General features: G+C 60.5%; 22 protein-coding genes. 19 read left to right on the top strand and 3 right to left on the bottom strand.

Features of this window, described 5'->3' with window-relative positions:
* Window positions 1-250: 250 nt before the first annotated feature.
* The gene (locus ACJ8HN_RS17645; protein ID WP_442523761.1) at window positions 251-712 is read left to right on the top strand and encodes a ribonuclease; all 462 of its coding nucleotides are present in this window, start codon (window positions 251-253) and stop codon (window positions 710-712) included.
* 5 nt (window positions 713-717) lie between these two features.
* Entirely contained in the window at window positions 718-1,017 is a 300-nt protein-coding gene (locus ACJ8HN_RS17640; protein ID WP_004936963.1) for a barstar family protein, read from the top strand.
* A 30-nt stretch (window positions 1,018-1,047) separates the two neighbouring features.
* Here the strand turns inward: ACJ8HN_RS17640 and yjgA are convergent, their stop codons facing one another.
* On the bottom strand, window positions 1,048-1,596 hold the full coding sequence (yjgA, locus tag ACJ8HN_RS17635) for a ribosome biogenesis factor YjgA (RefSeq protein WP_004936968.1): 549 nt from the start codon (window positions 1,594-1,596) through the stop codon (window positions 1,048-1,050).
* Window positions 1,597-1,786: 190 nt separating this feature from the next.
* Between yjgA and ACJ8HN_RS17630 the strand changes: the two genes are divergently transcribed.
* The 4 genes from ACJ8HN_RS17630 (at window position 1,787) to cybC (ending at window position 4,512) form a co-directional block, all read left to right on the top strand.
* On the top strand, window positions 1,787-2,149 hold the full coding sequence (locus ACJ8HN_RS17630; RefSeq protein ID WP_060422818.1) for a type II toxin-antitoxin system RelE/ParE family toxin: 363 nt from the start codon (window positions 1,787-1,789) through the stop codon (window positions 2,147-2,149).
* A complete protein-coding gene (locus ACJ8HN_RS17625; protein WP_047570411.1) occupies window positions 2,133-2,471 on the top strand; it encodes a helix-turn-helix domain-containing protein in 339 nt (112 codons plus the stop codon). Before ACJ8HN_RS17630 ends, ACJ8HN_RS17625 begins: the two co-directional genes overlap by 17 nt.
* 175 nt (window positions 2,472-2,646) lie before the next feature.
* Window positions 2,647-3,987, top strand: a complete 1,341-nt coding sequence (pmbA, locus tag ACJ8HN_RS17620; RefSeq protein ID WP_442523760.1) for a metalloprotease PmbA — start codon at window positions 2,647-2,649, stop codon at window positions 3,985-3,987.
* 138 nt (window positions 3,988-4,125) lie between these two features.
* Window positions 4,126-4,512 carry a cytochrome b562 gene (gene cybC, locus ACJ8HN_RS17615; RefSeq protein ID WP_060440969.1) on the top strand — a complete coding sequence of 129 codons (387 nt, stop codon included), beginning with the start codon at window positions 4,126-4,128 and terminating at the stop codon, window positions 4,510-4,512.
* Between the two features lie 4 nt (window positions 4,513-4,516).
* Here cybC and ACJ8HN_RS17610 read toward each other — a convergent pair whose 3' ends face one another.
* The gene (locus tag ACJ8HN_RS17610) at window positions 4,517-5,299 is read right to left on the bottom strand and encodes an AraC family transcriptional regulator (RefSeq protein WP_041036839.1); all 783 of its coding nucleotides are present in this window, start codon (window positions 5,297-5,299) and stop codon (window positions 4,517-4,519) included.
* A gap of 283 nt (window positions 5,300-5,582) precedes the next feature.
* Between ACJ8HN_RS17610 and ACJ8HN_RS17605 the strand changes: the two genes are divergently transcribed.
* From ACJ8HN_RS17605 to ACJ8HN_RS17595, 3 genes are read left to right on the top strand one after another with little or no spacing between them, the layout of a single operon-like run.
* Complete coding sequence (locus ACJ8HN_RS17605) at window positions 5,583-7,037, top strand: FAD/NAD(P)-binding protein (RefSeq protein WP_442523759.1); 1,455 nt, start codon at window positions 5,583-5,585, stop codon at window positions 7,035-7,037.
* The gene (locus tag ACJ8HN_RS17600) at window positions 7,034-7,915 is read left to right on the top strand and encodes a formyltransferase family protein (protein WP_442523758.1); all 882 of its coding nucleotides are present in this window, start codon (window positions 7,034-7,036) and stop codon (window positions 7,913-7,915) included. The genes ACJ8HN_RS17605 and ACJ8HN_RS17600 overlap by 4 nt, the downstream gene beginning before the upstream one ends.
* Window positions 7,908-8,696 carry a sulfite exporter TauE/SafE family protein gene (locus ACJ8HN_RS17595; RefSeq protein ID WP_442523757.1) on the top strand — a complete coding sequence of 263 codons (789 nt, stop codon included), beginning with the start codon at window positions 7,908-7,910 and terminating at the stop codon, window positions 8,694-8,696. Before ACJ8HN_RS17600 ends, ACJ8HN_RS17595 begins: the two co-directional genes overlap by 8 nt.
* A gap of 37 nt (window positions 8,697-8,733) precedes the next feature.
* Here the strand turns inward: ACJ8HN_RS17595 and rnk are convergent, their stop codons facing one another.
* Entirely contained in the window at window positions 8,734-9,144 is a 411-nt protein-coding gene (gene rnk, locus ACJ8HN_RS17590; RefSeq protein ID WP_442523756.1) for a nucleoside diphosphate kinase regulator, read from the bottom strand.
* Between the two features lie 444 nt (window positions 9,145-9,588).
* Between rnk and ACJ8HN_RS17585 the strand changes: the two genes are divergently transcribed.
* From ACJ8HN_RS17585 to ACJ8HN_RS17540, 10 genes are all read left to right on the top strand, one after another.
* Window positions 9,589-9,915, top strand: coding sequence for a glycine dehydrogenase (locus ACJ8HN_RS17585; protein WP_089185451.1), 327 nt, complete (start codon window positions 9,589-9,591; stop codon window positions 9,913-9,915).
* 36 nt (window positions 9,916-9,951) lie between these two features.
* The gene (locus ACJ8HN_RS17580; RefSeq protein ID WP_033636151.1) at window positions 9,952-10,317 is read left to right on the top strand and encodes a glycine-rich SFCGS family protein; all 366 of its coding nucleotides are present in this window, start codon (window positions 9,952-9,954) and stop codon (window positions 10,315-10,317) included.
* Window positions 10,317-10,613 carry a DUF4312 family protein gene (locus tag ACJ8HN_RS17575; RefSeq protein WP_442523755.1) on the top strand — a complete coding sequence of 99 codons (297 nt, stop codon included), beginning with the start codon at window positions 10,317-10,319 and terminating at the stop codon, window positions 10,611-10,613. Before ACJ8HN_RS17580 ends, ACJ8HN_RS17575 begins: the two co-directional genes overlap by 1 nt.
* Before the next feature lie 30 nt (window positions 10,614-10,643).
* Window positions 10,644-11,420, top strand: a complete 777-nt coding sequence (locus tag ACJ8HN_RS17570; RefSeq protein ID WP_004937006.1) for a DUF4311 domain-containing protein — start codon at window positions 10,644-10,646, stop codon at window positions 11,418-11,420.
* A gap of 11 nt (window positions 11,421-11,431) precedes the next feature.
* Entirely contained in the window at window positions 11,432-12,082 is a 651-nt protein-coding gene (locus ACJ8HN_RS17565; protein WP_442523785.1) for a DUF4310 family protein, read from the top strand.
* A gap of 60 nt (window positions 12,083-12,142) precedes the next feature.
* The gene (locus tag ACJ8HN_RS17560) at window positions 12,143-13,282 is read left to right on the top strand and encodes an amidohydrolase/deacetylase family metallohydrolase (protein ID WP_442523754.1); all 1,140 of its coding nucleotides are present in this window, start codon (window positions 12,143-12,145) and stop codon (window positions 13,280-13,282) included.
* Window positions 13,266-14,384: a DgaE family pyridoxal phosphate-dependent ammonia lyase gene (locus ACJ8HN_RS17555; protein ID WP_049212950.1), complete on the top strand. Its 1,119-nt coding sequence runs from the start codon at window positions 13,266-13,268 to the stop codon at window positions 14,382-14,384. Before ACJ8HN_RS17560 ends, ACJ8HN_RS17555 begins: the two co-directional genes overlap by 17 nt.
* The gene (gene dagF / locus ACJ8HN_RS17550) at window positions 14,381-15,121 is read left to right on the top strand and encodes a 2-dehydro-3-deoxy-phosphogluconate aldolase (RefSeq protein WP_033648993.1); all 741 of its coding nucleotides are present in this window, start codon (window positions 14,381-14,383) and stop codon (window positions 15,119-15,121) included. The genes ACJ8HN_RS17555 and dagF overlap by 4 nt, the downstream gene beginning before the upstream one ends.
* 214 nt (window positions 15,122-15,335) lie before the next feature.
* Entirely contained in the window at window positions 15,336-16,550 is a 1,215-nt protein-coding gene (locus ACJ8HN_RS17545; protein ID WP_130042414.1) for a lactonase family protein, read from the top strand.
* Window positions 16,551-16,601: 51 nt separating this feature from the next.
* Window positions 16,602-18,518 (top strand): BglG family transcription antiterminator, encoded by a 1,917-nt coding sequence (locus tag ACJ8HN_RS17540; RefSeq protein ID WP_442523753.1) that lies wholly within the window; start codon window positions 16,602-16,604, stop codon window positions 18,516-18,518.
* Window positions 18,519-18,557 lie beyond the last annotated feature (39 nt).

The raw sequence follows: 18,557 nt of genomic DNA, 5'->3' as shown, positions 1-18,557 counted from the left end.
GGCGCCTTCCCCGACTATACTGAAAGCAGCGCTTGGCACGGCGGGCCGTCTCATGTGGGGCGGCCCGTTTTCAGAGCGACTCCGAGTGCCAGAACGGCTGGAAAGTGGCATCATTGTCATGAATGGATGAAACTCTTACCGCCGCGAAAATGTGACGTGCCGGTCATCTTAGTTTCATCCAGGTCGACTATATAGCTAACTAGCCTGGGGGCGCTGCGGTGCCTTCGGCGGCATAATTTCAGGGAATGTCATGAACAAGCGGATTCTGTTGGCGATTGTCATCGCCGTGGTCATCGCCGTCTTCAGCGCGCTGCGCGGCAACGAGCACCGTGCGATCGACGGCAACGCAGTGGTGGCGCCGGCGGGGCAGCAGCAGAGCATCGATCGGCTCACGCAGCAGCAAACGGTGGTGAGTTACCTGCAGCAGCATCAGCGGCTGCCGGGCTATTACGTCACCAAGAAGCAGGCGCGCGAGCAGGGCTGGGATCCGCGTTCAGGCAACCTGTGTGCGGTATTGCCGGGCAAGGCGATCGGCGGCGATCGTTTCTCTAACCGTGAAGGGCAACTGCCGAGCGCCGGCGGCCGGGTCTGGCGCGAAGCGGACATCAATTATCAGTGTGGCCGGCGCGGCGCCGATCGCCTGCTGTATTCGAGCGACGGTCTGATCTTCGTCACGCGCGACCATTACAAAAACTTCATTCGTGTGGAGTGAGTTTGATGGCAAAAGTAGAGTTTGATTTCGAACAGATCCAGGATGTGCCGACCTTCTACCGCGATTTCGCGCACAAGTTTGCGCTGGACGAGGGGTTCGGCGCCAACCTCGACGCGCTGTGGGACGTGGTGACCGGCGATATCGGCCTGCCGGTGGAAATCGAGTTCACTCACCTGAATGCCCGCAGCAAGCGTCGTTTCGGCGCGATCATTCTGCTGTTTGAAGAGGCGGAAGAAGAGCTGGAAGGCAGCCTGCGTTTCAATATCCGCGAAAGCAGCGGCGAACCGGCCCATCACCGGGGATGAAACGGGTTCATCCCGGGATGGCGGCGGCGCTTAGTCGGCCGCTTCGGCCAGCTCGCGCAGGTATTGGAAGATCTGGCGGTAAGCCTTAGGCGGCTTGTTGGCGGCCTTCTCTTTCTGCGCGTTGCGCACCAGTGAACGCAGCTGTTGGCGATCGGCGGCCGGATACAGATCCAGGATCGACGGAATCACGTCATCGCCTTCTTCCACCAGACGGTCGCGCAGCGCTTCCAGCTTGTGGAACAGCGAAACCTGCTGGTTGTGGCGGTTTTTCAGCTTGTCGAGCGCGGTCTGGATCGGCTCGATATCGCGGGCGCGCAGCATCTTGCCGATCAGCTGCAGCTGACGGCGACGGCCCTCTTTCTTGATCTTCTGCGCCAGCTCGATGGCGGCGCGCAAATCTTCGTCCAACGGGATGCGATCCAGCGCGTTTTTGCCCAGATCGACCATTTCGGCCCCCAGGTCTTTCAGCGCTTCGGCATCACGTTTAATCTCACTTTTACTGACCCAGATAATCTCGTCATCGTCCTCGTTTTCATTCTCCGGGACATCGTCGAGCCAGTCTTCAGGCTGTTTGTTCATGGTAGGCTCCGTTAAAAAGAGGCTAATCCTAACAGGTTGTCCGGCAACCCGCCAATTGCGTGCCTTGAGCAAACTGAGTATAGCTGCCACGTTGGGGGATTATCGCGCCTGGCTGCCCGTCTTGGGAATTTGCACGGTTGTTTTTATCACCCTGTCTGTATAAAATTTTATACAAAAGGAGGTGATATTCATGGATGATGGCATCGAGAAAGCCATTGATTGGCGTGGCTCATCGCTAGAGAATTTGCTGGCCTTCCCAATCGATGCGCGAAAAGCGGCAGGATTTGAACTGAGTAAAGTGCAAAGAGGTCTGGAACCCGGTAATTGGAAACCGATGGCCAACTGCGGAAGCGGCGTTATCGAAATCCGTTTATATGCCATCGGTGGGGCATTCAGGGTGGTCTATGTGGCAAAGTTCAGCGAAGCGATCTATGTCTTGCACAGCTTTCAGAAGAAGGCGGAGAAAACCAGCCGCCACGATATTCAGATAATCAAAGCGCGTTATGACGCGGTCATTAATGAGCGGAGTAAAGGTCATGACCAAGCCGATTGATATCGATTCGCGCCACGTTACGCCCGCAGGCGGCAATGTGTTTGCGGATCTGGGATTTTCCGCCGACGAGGCTCGGCAATTGCAAGCGCAGTCCAATGCGGAAATTGCGCAGCTTATCGCACTGAAAAAACAGCTGATGGGTGAGATCAGCGCGTGGATTGAGGAAGAAGGTTATCGCCAGGAGGAGGCGGCGCGTTATCTGCACACTTCCCGGCCGCGCGTGTCCGACGTGGTGAATCAGAAAACCGAGAAGTTCACGCTGGATGCGTTGGTCAACATGATGGCGAATATTGGCAAGTCGGTAAAACTGATCGTCGAGTGATGCACGGCTTTTGCATGTTATCCCGGCTTTGCCGTTCGGCTTTATGCGAAATTCAACGCGGTTCCTGTTAGACTCAACGGCAGAGATCTCAGGATTTTTGCGCGCCGCTCCGCGTGCACAACTACGCCGCTCCGGCACTTTTCTCAACGATTTTCTGATTAATTATGGCAGATTGATGAAAGTAGTCACTCAAGTTGCAGAACAGCGCAAGGCGCTGGAACAGGCCGTTTCTCAGGCGCTGGAGCTGGCCCGCGCCGGTTCCGACGCGGCGGAAGTCGCGGTCACCAAATCGACCGGTATCAGCGTCAGTACCCGCTTCGGCGAGGTGGAAAACGTCGAGTTCAACAGCGATGGCGCGCTGGGCATCACCGTGTATCACCGCCAGCGCAAAGGCAGCGCCTCTTCCACCGATCTCAGCCCGGACGCCATCGCCCGCACCGTACAGGCGGCGCTGGATATCGCGCGCTACACCTCTGAGGATCCTTGCGCCGGCCCGGCGGAGAAAGATCTGCTGGCGTTCGAGGCGCCGGATCTCGATCTATTCCACCCGATCGAGCTGGAAGCCGAGCGCGGCATCGAGCTGGCGGCGCGCGCCGAGCAGGCTTCGCTGGCGGCGGATAAGCGCATCACCAACACCGAAGGCGGCAGCTTCAACAGCCACTACGGCATCAAGGTGTTCGGCAACAGCCACGGCATGCTGCAAAGCTACTGTTCCAGCCGCCACTCGCTGTCCAACTGCGTCATTGCTGAGCAGGACGGCGATATGGAGCGGGATTACGCTTACACCATCGGCCGTGCGATGGGCGATCTGCAAAGCCCCGAGTGGGTGGGGCAGGAGTGCGCCCGCCGCACGCTGGCGCGTCTCGCGCCGCGCAAACTGTCGACCATGAAGGCGCCGGTGCTGTTCGCCTCCGAGGTGGCCACCGGGCTGTTCGGTCATCTGGTGGGCGCCATCAGCGGCAGCAGCGTTTACCGCAAATCGACCTTCCTGCTGGACTCGCTCGGCAAGCAGATCCTGCCGGCGTGGCTGACCGTCGAAGAGCATCCGCACCTGCTGAAAGGGCTGGCGTCGACGCCGTTCGACAGCGAGGGCGTGCGCACCCAGCGGCGCGATATCGTCAAGGACGGCGTGCTGCAAACCTGGCTGATGACCAGCTACTCGGCGCGCAAGCTGGGCCTGCGCAGCACCGGCCATGCCGGCGGCATCCATAACTGGCGCATTGCCGGGCAGGGCGCCGACTTCGCCGGCATGCTGAAACAGCTTGGCACCGGCCTGGTGGTCACCGAGCTGATGGGCCAGGGCGTCAGCGGCGTCACCGGCGATTACTCGCGCGGCGCCGCCGGTTTCTGGGTGGAAAACGGCGAGATCCAATATCCGGTCAGCGAGATCACCATCGCCGGCAACCTGAAAGACATGCTGCGCAACATCGTCAGCGTCGGCAGCGATATCGAAACCCGCAGCAATATCCAGTGCGGTTCGGTGTTGCTGCCGGAAATGAAGATCGCCGGCCAGTGATCCTCTGCGCGGCCGGCGCCCGCCGGTCACGCGTTATCCCGCCTCAACCTTGCTTACAAATCTCCGGTTTCGGTTTTGCCCGGCCTTGCCTATGGTAACGGTGGGTTAATTAAAACAATAACTGGAAGGTGAGCAAACATGCAGAATACCCTGAAAGCGCTGGCGGCGTTGACGCTGCTGGCGGCCAGCTCGCTGGCGGCCGCCGCCGATCTGGGCGACGATATGGACACCCTGGCGGAAAACTACAAAACGGTGCTGAATACCGATTCCGCCGCCACCCTCAAACAGAGCCTGCAAAACATGCGCGCCGCCGCGCAGGACGCCAAACAGGGCACCCCGCCGAAGCTGGAAGACAAAGCCGCCGACAGCCCGGAGATGAAAGATTTTCGTCACGGGCTGGATACCCTGATCGGCCAGATCGATCAGGCGCTGGCGCTGGCCAATCAGGGCAAAGTCGCCGAAGCGAAGCAGCTGGCGCAGGGGTTCAAACAGACCCGCGACGCCAACCACAAGAAATTCCGCTAAACCGTCAACCGTCGCGCCCGTCTTCCGTCAGATAGGAGGAGGGCGCCTGCCCCAGCACGCGGCGAAACATGGTTGAAAACGCCGCGCTGCTGTCATATCCCATCTCCATCGCCACCTGCGTTACGCTGCGCCCTTCGGCCAGCAGCGCCAACGCCAGCACCACGCAGGCGCGCTGGCGCCATTGCGAAAACGGCAGGCCGGTCTGCGCGCGAAAGAAGCGGCTGAAGGTGCGAATGCTCATGTACAGACGAGGGGCCCACCGCTGCGCGGAGTCGTGGGCGTCGGGGTGCTGCAAAAAGGCGCGGCACAGCTCGCCCAGCCGGGGATCGGCGGGCAGCGGGATGTGCAGGGGCAAGGGCTGCAGCCGAGCCAGCTCATGCAGCAACAGCGTCGCCAGCGCTCCGTCGCGCCCCTCTTGTGCATACTCCAGCGGCATATCCACCGCGGCCATCAACAGCTGGCGCATCAGCGGGGTGACGCTGACCACCTGACAGACCTGCGGCCGTTCGGCGGGCAACGCGCCGGGTTCGAGATAAAGGCTGCGGGTGGTGACGCCGACCATCCTCACCGCGTGCGGCATCTGCGGCGGCAGCCACACTGCGTGCTGCGGCGGGACGACCCAATTGCCTTGCTGCGTGAAAACGTGCATGACGCCGGTGGCGCCGTACAACAACTGCGCGCGCCGGTGGCTGTGCATCGGCAGCAGGTGCCCCGGCGGATAATCGGTGCCGATGGCGATCACCGCGCGCGTTACGTGGTCGATGTCATCAATGCGGACGTTGCGCATGTGTTCCCTTTGGCGGGCAGATTGGCCGAAACGCAATGATAGTTGGCCCTTCATATAAAGCAAGCCAACGGCCGTCGCCCTACTATCGGAGCAGAAAAATAACGCTTGTTCGGGGCGCCGCTATTTTATCGGCCATATAGCCCGTGCAAGTTTTCACACCGGGGTGGGACGAAGATTTTCGTTCTCGCAATACAAGAAGTTAATAAGGAATAAAGCATCTTTTTATTCCAACACCTGAAGCAATAGTTCTTAGCGCAGTTCAATGACTATAAGGTGATATTTCATGTATAAGTTCGGTGTGGTTGGCGGCGGAGCCGCCGGGATCGCTTTTGCGTATAACTTTATAAAAAATAAGTCGGTTAATCATTGCAAAAGGCCGCTTTCCCTGACGGTGTTCGACAAGCAGGGCTTCAAGGGCGGTATGGCATACAGCAGCGATTTTGACAGCCATATATTAAATATGACGCCGGAAAATATGTCGGCGGATATTTTCGACGATGCGCACTTCGTCGATTGGATCGCCATGCATTTCCCGCAATTTTGCCAGGATCGTTATCCGCCGCGCTGGCTGTATCGGGAATATCTCGATTTTATTCGCGACATGACGATTTATATGGCGGCGGACAGCAACGTAGCGCTGAATTTCATGACCGCCGAAGTGAATGCCATCGCGCCGCTGGAGGCCGGCTACCGGCTGACCACCACCTGTGGCGGCACCGAACAGATGAACGCGCTGGTGCTGTGTTCGGGGCACAACCCGCCGGAATGTCTCTATCCGGTGGATGGGGTGATCGCTTATCAGGCCCACCAGGATCTGCCGCCGATCAACCCTTATTCGAGCATCGGCGTGATCGGCTGCAGCCTGACGGCGATTGACGCCATCGTTGAGCTGATGGAGCGCCTGGGGGCGACCGACATCTGCGCCCTGTCGCGCTCGGGCCTGTTCCCCAGCGTGCAGCCGGCGCTGATGCGTCCGCCGCCGGAGGCGTTTGTTGAGGCGCTGCGGCGCTTTGTCGCCGGCAGCGATGTTATTGACGCGCAACAGCTGGTGCATGCGATCAACGCCGCGCTGGCGCGCCACTATCCAGGGCCGGAGCGGCTGACGGTGTTCTCGGCGCTGGGGGAAAGACGCGATTGCTACCGCGATCTGGCGGACAGCCTCGATCGCGCGCGTTTTGCCCGGGAGCATATCTGCAGCTATCTGGCGGCGATCCACCCGGCGGTGTGCGCTGCCTGGGTCAAGATGGATGCCAACAACCGGCAGGTTTTCATGCGCTTTTACAACTCCTCCTGGATGCGTAATCGGCACGCCATGCCGATCAAGAACGCCAACAAGATCGTGGCGGCGCTGGAGAGCCAACGCCTGCGCGCCTGCGGCGGCCTGGCGGATATCAGCAAGGGAACGGACGGGTTTATCCTTCGTTGCCATGAGGCGCGGGTGCATGCGCAGTATCTGTTCAACTGCACCACGCCGTCCTATCAACTGCCGCCCAACCGGCTGAGCCAGCAACTGCTGCAAGACGGGCTGGTGCAAGAGAACCTGTTCGGCGGCGTGAAGTGCAACCCGCACACGCTGAAAATCGCCGACCGGCGCGGCCGCGAGCAGCATCTCTACTCGCTCGGCGCGCCTGCCAAGGGCGATCTTTTTTACACCTCGGCGATGGAGTCCATCACGCGAGATATCAGCAAGATCGTGTTCAACAACCCTATTTTCAACGCAAAGAAGGCTGAAGCATGAAAAACGTAGCGCTCTTTGTCGGCAACGACATTTTCTCCTGGCTGGTGTGTCAGGATCTGATCGCCACCCTGAAGGGCGAGTGTGCCTTTACGGTGTATTTCCCCCTGGCGAAAAGCGCCGGGCGCACGCAGGAGCCGGCGGTTCGCCGCCTGGGGCTGTATGAGCGCGAAGTGCTGAACGATTTCGTGTTCCCGTTCGTTGGCCGCAACGCCGCCGCCTGCGAGGGGGCCTATCAGCCGCCGGCCCTGTTCCTGGCCGCCGCCGGGGTCAAAGCGCATCGCGTTCTCGACATCAATGACGCCGCGTTTATCAGCAGCCTGGGGCATATGGATGGGGTGATCTCCCTGCGCTGTTATCAGAAATTCTCCGCCGACTATGTGCGCGCCTTCAGCCGACGCGGCAAGCTGCTGTGGAACCTGCATCCGGGGGACTTGCCGCGTTATCGCGGGGTGATGACGCTGTTCCGCGCGTTGATGAACGGTGACAGGGACTGTGCGGTAACGCTGCATGAAATGGATGAGCACTGGGACGCCGGCCCGGTTATCGCCCGCCTGCCCGCCGAGCTGCGTCACGATCTGTCGTTCCTGGAAAACATGATGCTGTTGGGCGTGCAGAGTGGCTCTTTCCTGGCGCGCCAGCTGATGCGGGCGGAGCACAGCGAAGCGATAACGGCGGAAAAGCAGGGCGATTCGCGCTATTGGGGCTTCCCGGACGCGCAGACGCTGGCGCAGGCGGAACAGGCGGGCATTGAGCTGGTGGACCATGACGCCGTGCGCGAGCAGTATCTGGGGCTGTTCGTCGGCGATCGTTTCCACCCGCTGGCGGGGCAGTTCTGCGCCGGGTTCGACGACTTCCTGCGGGCGCACGGCCATGATTGAAACCTTGATTGTACTGGGTGCCGGTTTTCTGACCGGCATCACCACCATTCTGTTCGGCTTCGGCGGCGGCTTTGTGGTGGTGCCCTTCGTCTATCACCTGATCTCCGCATCGGGCGAGCAGCCCGGCCAGGCGATGCATATCGCGGTGGCGACCTCGACGGCGGTGATGATCCTCAACGCGAGTTACGCCACGCTGACCAACTGGCGCAGCGGCAACCTGCTGCGCGAAACCATCGTGCCGTTGATCTTTTTCATCGGCATCGGCGCGGCGCTGGGCGCGTTCGCCGCCTCGCTGCTGGCGGACGGCGTGATCCGCGGGCTGTTCGTGGCCTATATGGCGGTGACCATCGCCGACTGTCTGTTCCGCCGGGGTTTCCTGGTCAAACCGGCGCGCGCCGAACTTTCCCCCGCCACGCTGTGGGGCGGCGGACCGCTGATCGGCGGCATCGCGACCCTGCTGGGGGTGGGCGGCAGCGTGATGACGGTGCCGCTGCTGCGCCGCCATGGCTACGACATGAAGTATTGCGTCAGCGCCGCCAACCCGCTGTCGATCCCGGTGGCGGTGATCGGCGCGCTGATGTATATCGTGTTGGGGTGGCGCGAGATGAGCGGGCCGCAGTATCTGGGCTACGTCAATCTGAACGTTCTGGGGCTGCTGGTGGTGGCGGGGATTGCGGGGATCGTATTTGCCAGGCGCTGTTTGCCTAAGGTGAGCGATGCGCTGCATGCCAAAATCTACGTGCTGCTGCTGATCGCCGTGTTGATCGCTATCTGCGTCTGAAACAGAAAGGGCGGCCGGATGCCGCCCTGAGAACCGCTTAACGGTGGTATTCGCCCGCCGCTTCCGGCTGGTACAGCAACTCCAGCACTTCAATCCGCGCTTCTTCACCGTTCGGCAATTGCCAGGAAATCTGCTTGCCGACGTGCATGCCGAGCAGCGCTGCGCCCAGCGGCGCCATCACCGACAGCTGATCGTGGCTGTCTTTCAGCGATGCCGGGTAAACCAGCGTGCGCACGTGCTCTTCATCGGTGTGCAGATCGCGAAAACGCACGCGGCTGTTCATGGTCACCACGTTGGCCGGCATTTTCTCCGGCGGCAGGATTTCCGCGCGATCCAACTCGTCGTTCAGCGCGGCGGCGACGTCGGTGTTGGCAAAGGTCGGTTGTTCCAATAGCGCATCCAGGCGTTCCGCATCCAGCTCATTAATAGTAATGATGGGTTTGGTCATTCCACTCTCCAGTCAAATCAAAGGGTGCCAGTCTGTGCACCCATAAATTCGGAAAAACAACACAAAGCAACACCCCCGCGCCAGAGGAGCGGGGGTGTGGGTAATGTCGATTTGTCCCATTGATAGTAGGCGGTTGGGACGAGAAAAGAAAGAGATCCCGATCACGAAGGCTTTTATCGTCAATTGTGGTGAAAGAAACGGTTAGCCCGGTTATCTATTTGTTATCTCATTAACTTTTTCACCGCAGCGCCGTTTTGCGAAATGGATCCCCGCGCGTCATGCGATTTCCACTTCGAACTGGAAAAAACCGGTCTACACAGAAAATCCTACCGGGGGTAGGGTAAAGACATCACAGAAAGCGGGTTATTCAGGTGATGCGCTTTACGGCTTACTGATTAATGTGGGATCTAGGGGTACTGAAAAGTGAATGATGGATCTGCTCCGATAAAAGAAATTGAACAGTCCGATGTCAGCGCAGCCGGTGAGATCACCGCTCGGGTGTTGGCGGATATTGCCGCGATGCTGAATGCTGAAAATATTTATACCAATGCGGTGCAGCAACAGATGCTGGAATCGCATATTCGCGCCATGGTGCTGCGTTCAATAACCGGCGAGCCGTTGCCGGAGGTGGATAAATCGTTGTTCGACGAAATCTCCGCCGAATCCATGCAAATGGCGGAGCGCGTGGTGAATCAGTTTGGCACATTGCCTATCGAAGAAGCCTATTTATTGTCAGTGCACTTCGAAGTGGCGAAAGATAATAACGCATAGCGGTTAACGCATCGATTTCAATCAGGAGAATATACCATGGGTCAAATTACCGTAGTGATCGGCGATCGTTTGGGTAAAGGGCAAAAAGTCGGCCAGGGCGTTGAAAACGCAGGCGGAAAAGCGGTGGTTATCCCCGGCGTGGCGGCGGATATGAAGCTGGGTGACGTCATGAAAGCGGAAAACGCGCAGCTGGGCATCTCTTTTTGCGGCAGCGGCGGCGCTGGCGCGATTACTGCGCAAACCAAACACGGCTACAAAGCCAAATACGGCATGCGTTCGGTGGAAGAGGGCGTGACGGCAATTAACGAAGGCTGCAACGTGCTGGGCTTCGGCTTTATGGATAAAGAAGAGTTGGGCCAGAAATTGGTGGAAGCCTACATCAAAAAACATGGCAATCCATAATGAAAGAGCAATATACCACATCGGTAAAGGTGGAGGGTAAAGGCGACAGCAAAGCGAAAGCTTTTGCTTCCGCCTTGGCTAATGTGCAGGGTGCGGTATTAAAGTCCACCAACAATATTCTGCTGCGTATCGAGCCGCAGGACGTCAGCGTCGTGAGAGCGGAAGAGAAAATAACTAAAGAGAAATTTCTTTTCTTCTTTTTTCCGCGTGAAAGAAAGAGCTATGCCGTTTCTCTGGAAATAACCGTGAGCGTAACCATTATCAATACCGAGAAGGTTGTCTTCGTCACGAAATAAAAACGTTAGCATAAATGAAAGGGTATACTGATGTTTTTAATCATCTTATTTAAATCGATTATTATCGGTGGGTTGGTGGGGGTCGGCGTAGGGGCCGGCGCCGCACGCATGTTCCACGCGCCGACAACACAGGGCATGGGGGCGTTTCGCACCCTGGGCGAGCTGAATTCCTGCGAGGGCGATCCGGCTTCCCACTTCTCATTCGGTCTGGGCTTCTTCTTCAACGCCTGGGCGTCTTCCGTGGCGGCGGGTTCCTTCACGCAGGACGTCGACCACCGCATCATCCCGCACTGGGGCGCGGCGGCCCTGATGGTCAAGAACCGCAATCTGGCGCAAACGCTGCACGATCCGAAAAAAATGGCCATTGCCTGCGGCATCATCGGCATGCTGGTGGTGGCGTTCCTCAATACCACCGCTTCCGCCGTGCCTGCCGCGCTGCAGGTCACCGCGATCAAGGTGTTGGTACCGGCGGCCAACCTGCTGGTGAACACCGTTATGCCGGTGATCTTCTGGCTGGCGGCGATCGACGCCGGGCGCCGTTCCGGCTTCTGGGGCACCATCTTCGGCGGCCTGGCGCAGCTGATCATGGGCAACGCCGTGCCGGGCCTGGTGCTGGGCATTCTGATCGGCAAGGGCGTGGAAGAGAGCGGCTGGAACAAGATCACCAAGATCATGATGGCGGTGATCGTGCTGCTGTTCGTGCTGAGCGGCTTCTTCCGCGGCTTCGACATGAAAGTTCTCGAGTCCTTCAGCCTCGGCGTGCCGGGCTGGCTGGACGCCATTCACAACACCCTGAGCGGTAAATAAGGAGCGGGATGATGGAAGAGCAAACCCAAAAAGGCTTCTGGTACGCCGACTGGTCATTCCCGATTTTTGTTGGCCTGTTGTCCTCCGGCGTGTTCGCCGGGACGCACATGTACTACCTGTACGGCATCGGCGCCTTTAACGAAGTGGCGTTCGTCTCCATGCTGCGGGCGGGGATGGATACCGGCGTATACGGCGCGGTGGCGGCGTTCGGCGCCAGCTTCCTGTTCGCGCGCATCATCGAAGGCTCGCTGGTGGGGATCCTGGACATCGGTGGCGCGATCCAGACCGGCGTCGGGCTGGGCGTGCCGGCGCTGCTGCTGGGGGCCGGCATCGTGTTCCCGGTCGCCAACTTCGCCGCTTCGCTGGTGACCGGCCTGGTCATCGGCCTGGCGATCGGTTACGTGATCATTCTGGCGCGCAAATTCACCATCAATCAGAGCAACTCCACCTACGGGGCGGACGTGATGATGGGCGCGGGCAACTCGTCGGGCCGTTTCCTCGGGCCGTTGATCATCCTGTCGGCGATGACCGCCTCGATCCCGATCGGCATCGGTTCGCTGCTCGGCGCGCTGCTGTTCTATATCTGGGGTAAACCGATCACCGGCGGAGCGATCCTCGGCGCGATGAGCCTGGGGGCGATCTTCCCGGTAGCCATTTCTTGAGAGGCCTGCGCCAGGTGCCGCCCGATGCGGCGGCGCCCGGGCTAACAGGAGCAATGCGGTATGTATGACTTAGTAATCAGAGGCGCCAGACTGGCGGACGACACGCTGATCGATCTGGCGGTGAAAGACGGCAAAATCGCCTCGGTCGGGCGGCTGGCGGCGGACGTCAGCGCCGTTCGCCAACTGGATCTGGCGGGCAACTGCCGCCTGAGCGCCGGTTGGATCGATGCGCACGTGCACTGCTATCCCGACTCGCCGATTTACCATGACGAGCCGGATCGGGTCGGCGTCGCCAGCGGCGTCACCAGCGTGGTCGATGCCGGCAGCACCGGCGCCGACGATATCGACGCCTTTTATCAGCTGACGCGCAGCGCCAAAACCAACGTGTTCGCCTTCCTCAACATCTCGCGCATCGGCCTGCTGCGGCAGAACGAGCTGGCGGAGTTGACGGACATCGACAAGCGCGAGGCCGGCCAGGCTATCGCCAACCATCCCGGCTTTATCATCGGCATCAAGGCGCGCATGAGCAGCAGCGTGGTGGGCAAGAACGGCACCCGGCCGCTGGTGTTGGCCAAAGAGATCCAGCGGGAAAACCGCCAACTGCCGCTGATGGTGCATATCGGCAACAACCCGCCGGATCTGGACGAGATCGCCGATCTGCTGACCTGTGGCGACATCATCACCCACTGCTACAACGGCAAACCGAACCGCATTCTGACGCCGGCGGGCACGCTGCGCGAGTCGATCCAGCGCGCGCTGCGGCGCGGCGTGTTGCTCGACGTGGGGCACGGCACCGCCAGCTTCAGCTTCGAGGTGGCGCGCCAGGCGATCAAGCTGGGCATTTTGCCGCACACCATCAGCTCCGATATATACTGCCGCAACCGCATGAACGGGCCGGTGCACAGCCTGGCGACGGTGATGTCCAAATTTTTCAGCGTCGGCCTGACGCTGCCGCAGGTGATCGCCTGCGTGACGGAGAACGCCGCGTCGGCGCTGCAGCTCAGCGGCAAAGGGCGGCTGGAGCCGGGCTATGACGCCGATTTCACGCTGTTTGAACTGCGCCGCGAACCGCAGGTGTTCGCCGACGCCGAAGGGCAAACCGCCGAGGGCGAACAGCTGTTGGTGCCGCTGGCCGCGGTGGTGGCCGGGGAAATCCTATTAACCGAACAAGGGGAGGCAAGCCATGTCTTCGATTTATGAAAAATACGGTTTGAAGCAGGTGATCAACACCTCCGGCCGCATGACCATTCTCGGCGTTTCCACGCCGCGCCAGGATGTGATCGACGCCGTTGACTACGGCCTGAATCACTATTTCGAAATCAAGGATCTGGTCAACAAGACCGGCGCCTACATCGCCGATCTGCTTAACGTGGAGGACGCGGTGATCGTTTCCTGCGCCTCGGCGGGCATCGCCCAGTCGGTGGCGGCAGCGATCGTCAAAGATAACGCCAATCTGCTGGTGAACCTGCACTCGGCGCCGATCGCCGTGCCGCGTGAGATCGTGTTGCCGCGCGGCCACAACGTCAACTTCGGCGCGCCGGTGGACACCATGGTGGCGCTGGGCGGCGGCAAGGTGGTGGAAGCGGGCTACGCCAACGAATGTTCGCCGGAGCAGATTGAAGCCTGCATCACGCCGCAGACGGCGGCGATCCTGTACGTCAAATCGCACCACTGCGTGCAGAAAAGCATTCTGTCCGTCGAACAGGCGGCGGTGGTGGCGCGCAAGCATAACCTGCCGCTGATCGTCGACGCCGCGGCGGAAGAAGATCTGATGTGTTACTACCAGATGGGAGCCGATCTGGTGATCTACAGCGGCGCCAAAGCCATCGAGGGGCCGACCAGCGGCCTGGTTATCGGCAAGAAACAGTACGTCGAGTGGGTGAAGCTGCAGTCCGGCGGCATCGGCCGGGCGATGAAGGTCGGCAAAGAGGGCATCCTCGGCCTGACGCAGGCGATCGAAAGCTATCTGACGCTTGAGAAAACCACCGGGCAACAGATGGTGGCGCGGATGACGCCGTTCCTCGACAGCCTCAACACCCTGACCGGCGTCAGCGCCAGAACCGTCTGGGACAGCGCCGGCCGCGATATCGCCCGCGCCGAGATCGCCTTCGACGAGGCGGTGCTGGGGCGGTCGACCTATGACATCGTCCAGGCGCTGAAAACCGGCGACATCGCCATCTACTTCCGCGGCTACAAGGCCAACGAGGGCAAGATTGAGGTCGACGTGCGCAGCGTCGATGAGCAACAGCTGATGACCGTCTTTACCTGTATCAAAAACCTGTTTACGGAGAAACAAGCATGAAGCTGCAGCCTAACTACTATCGCGACCGCGTCTGCCTGAACGTGCTGGCCGGCTCCAAAGCCAATGCGCAGGACATCTACGCCGCGGCGGAAGGCCATGTGCTGGTGGGCGTGCTCTCCAAGAACTACCCGGACGTCGACAGCGCGGTGACCGACATGCTGCGCTATGCGCGCCTGATCGAAAACGCGCTCTCGGTCGGCCTGGGCGCCGGCGATCCGAAGCAGTCGGCGATGGTCAGCCTGATCGCTCAGCAGGTGCAGCCGCAGCACGTCAACCAGGTGTTTACCGGCGTTGGCGCCAGCCGCGCGCTGCTGGGCCAGAACGACAGCGTGGTCAACGGCCTGGTGTCGCCAACCGGCCGCGTCGGTTGGGTGAAGATCTCTACCGGCCCATTGAGCGCCGCGGCGCCGGACGGCATCGTGCCGGTGGAAACCGCCATCGCCCTGCTGAAAGACATGGGCGGCAGCTCCATCAAGTATTTCCCGATGGGCGGCCTGAAGTGCAAGGACGAATATCAGTACGTAGCCAAGGCCTGCGCCGAGCATGACTTTATGCTGGAGCCGACCGGCGGCATCGATCTGGAGAACTACGAGCCGATCGTCGAGATCGCGCTGGCGGCCGGCGTGAAACGCGTGATCCCGCATATCTACAGTTCGATCATCGACGCCGCCAGCGGCGACACGCGCCCACAGGACGTTAAAACCCTGCTGGCGATGACCAAAAAGCTGGTGGGCTGAACGCGCAATGGGATGAGGTAAAGGCTGGGAGGCGAAGGTTTTCCCCTGGCGCGGCATGCCGCGCCGCCGTTAGCTATAGCCTATAGCTTTCAAGTTGCAGCTAGGCGGCAAGCGCAGGAGCCCCAGGAGCTTACTTAAGTAAGTGACTGGGGTGAGTGCGGGCAGCCAACAACGCTGCGGCTTGAAAGATGACGGATATATACTGAGGATAACTATGCGAAACTGGCAGGCTCCAACCCGACGCACCGCGTTGTTCCTGGCGCTGCTGGCCGTGACCGGCCCGGCGCTGCATGCTGAGGATGCAATGAATTCCACGTCATCTCATTTCGCCTATATCGGCACCTACAATCCCAACGGCGAAGGCGTTTACCGGGTGCAGGTCGATCCGGCCAGCGGCGCGCTGAGCCACACTACGCTGGTCAGCAAAGTGCCGAATCCGGCGCAACTGACGCTGGGCGCCGATGGCAAGACGCTGTATGTCGCCAGCGAAGTGGCCGATTTCAACGGCGGCAAGCACGGCGGCATCACCGCTTACCGGGTCAATCCGGCCGACGGCGGCCTGACGCAGCTCAACCAGGTGGATTCGCAGGGAGCGGGGCCGGTGTATCTCTCATCGACGCCGGACGGGCGCCATCTGCTGGTGGCCAATTACGTCAGCGGCAGCGTGGCGGCTTTCCCGATCGAAGCGGACGGCAGCCTGGGCGCCGCCAGCTCGGTGCAGCAACAGCAGGGCCCGGCGGGCGCAGCCAAACCGGCGGCGGCGGTGAACGGCAGCTTCGCCATCAGCGATCACAACGGCCCACATGCCCATATGATCGCCAGCGATCCGAGCGGCAAGTTCGTGTTCTCCACCGATCTGGGGTTGGATCGCATCTACCAATGGCGCTTTGACGCCGCGAGCGGCCGGCTGACGCCGAACGATCCGCCGTGGATCGCCGCCTCTTCCGCCGGCGCGGGTCCGCGTCACTTTGTGTTCCATCCGGACGGCGAAACCGTGCTGCTGGTGAACGAAGAGGCCTCGACGTTGACCAGCTACCGTTTTGATCGCCAAAAAGGTACTCTGAAACAACTGCATGCGGTTTCCGCGCTGCCCGCCGACTATCAGGGCACCAGCTTCGCTTCGGGGCTGGCGCTCAGCAAGAACGGCGACACGCTGTACGTCGCCAACCGGCTGCATAACAGCATTGCCCAGTTCAGCGTGGGCGCCGGCGGTGAGTTGAAGCCGGTGGCGGAAACCTGGACGCGCGGCGATTACCCGCGTTCGCTGGCGCTGAGCCCGGATGGCCGCTATCTGTATGCGTTGAACCAGCGCAGCGATAACGTTACCCGCTTCAGCGTAAACCCGACGGACGGCAAACTCAGCGTTGTGGGCGGCTATCTGCCGATCGGCAGCCCCTCGCAAATGGCGTTTCTGCCGCCGCCGAAGTAACCCGTGGCCCGCCCGGTTCGCCGGGCGGGTCGCCTGATTGACGGACACAGAATGGTGCGATTTCCTTACCCGCGTTTGGCTTACTTGTTCGATGCTTTGCAAACCGAGACTTTGCCGCAGGATGAGCTGGCGAAGCGTTTCGCCGTGTCCACCCGCACGGTGCGGGCGGACATCACCGCGCTGAACGAGATTCTGGACAAATACGGCGCGCGTTTCGTGCATAACCGCGGTGCCGGCTATCGCCTGCAGGTCGATAACGCCGCGCTGTTCAGCGCCCTGCAGCATCAGGAGCGCCGCAAGCATGCCACCCCGCGCAGCGCGCAGGAGCGTGTGCATTATCTGCTGGTGCGTTTTTTGACCTCAGCCTTCTCCCTTAAACTGGAAGATCTGGCCGACGAGTGGTTCGTCAGCCGCGGTACGTTGCAAAACGACATGGCTGAGGTGAGAGAGCGTCTGGCGCACTATCAATTGACGATTGAAACCAAGCCGCGTTACGGCATGAAGCTGTTCGGCACGGAGATGGCGATCCGCGCCTGCCTGACCGATCTGCTGTTCCAACTGCAGCTGGCCGACGCCGAGAACCCGCTGCTCAATAACGAGATCCTGCTGCAGCCGCAGGTAGCGGCGTTCGCCGGATTGCTGCACCCGCTGCTGTCGCAATACGCCATTCGCCTGACCGACGAGGGCGAGCAGTACCTGATCTTCTACTGCGCGGTGGCGCTGCGGCGCATCAACGACGGCTATCCGCTGCCGGACTTCGAGGTGGAAGACGGCGACGATGCGGTGCGCCAGGTATCGACCCGCCTGGCGGCGGAACTGCGTTCTGCCTCCGGCAAAGAGATCTCGATGGCCGAAGAGGCCTATCTGCGGGTCAATATCGCCGCGCGGCGCGTGCAGGACGTGCAGCCGACCGAGATCAACGCCGACGATGAAGAAGCGCTGGTGGACTACATCCTGTCCTACATCAACGCACACTATAACTACAACCTGCAGGGCGACGAGCAGCTGCGGGCCGATCTGCTCACCCATATCAAGACCATGATTACGCGGGTGAAATACCAGATCAATATCCCCAATCCGCTGTTGGCCAACATCAAGCAGCACTATCCGATGGCTTACGACGTGACGCTGGCGGCGGTCTCCAGCTGGGGCAAATACACCCCCTATACCCTGAGCGAGAATGAGATAGGCTACCTGGTGCTGCACATCGGCGTGGGGCTGGAGCGGCATTACAACATCGGTTATGAACGCCACCCGCAGGTGATGCTGGTGTGCGATACCGGCAACTCGACGGTGCGCATGATCCAGGCGCAGATTGCGCGTAAGTATCCGCAGCTGGTGATGACGCGCATCGTCTCGCTGCGCGATTACGAGATGCTTGCGCATATCGACGAAGACTTCGTGATTTCCAACGCCCGCATCGGCGAAAAGAACAAGCCGGTGGTGGTGATGTCGCCGTTCCCAACCGATTACCAGCTGGAGCAGCTGGGCAAGCTGGTGCTGGTGGATCGCACCCGACCGTACATGCTGGAGAAGTTTTTCGACGCCGAGCATTTCATGGTGCTCAACGAGCCGCTGACGCAGGCGGAACTGTTCAGCCGGATGTGCGGCCAGCTGGAGCGGGAAGGGTACGTCGGCGCGGACTTTTATCCGTCGGTGGTCGAACGCGAGGCGATCGTCTCCACCTTGCTGGGCGAGGGCATCGCGCTGCCGCACTCGCTGGGGCTGCTGGCCAAAAAAACCGTGGTGGTGACGCTGCTGGCGCCGCAGGGCGTCGCCTGGGGAGAAGGTGAGGTCGCGCACGTGATTTTCCTGCTGGCGATCAGCAAGAGCGACTATGAAGAGGCGATGGCGATCTACGAGCTGTTTGTCACCTTCGTGCGTGAACGCTCAATGAGCCGCCTGCTGAGCAGCGACAGCTTCGACAGCTTTAAAGCGGTGGCGCTGGACTGCCTGAGCCGGAGCTGAGTGGGAGAGGATATGGGGGATTGGGCGCAAAGGTGCGCC

The sequence above is a fragment of the Serratia sp. CY29653 genome, from assembly GCF_052169255.1.
Lineage (GTDB): Bacteria > Pseudomonadota > Gammaproteobacteria > Enterobacterales > Enterobacteriaceae > Serratia > Serratia sarumanii.
The sequence above is the reverse complement of the archived record's forward strand: the minus strand, read 5'-3'. Positions and strand labels throughout refer to the sequence as shown.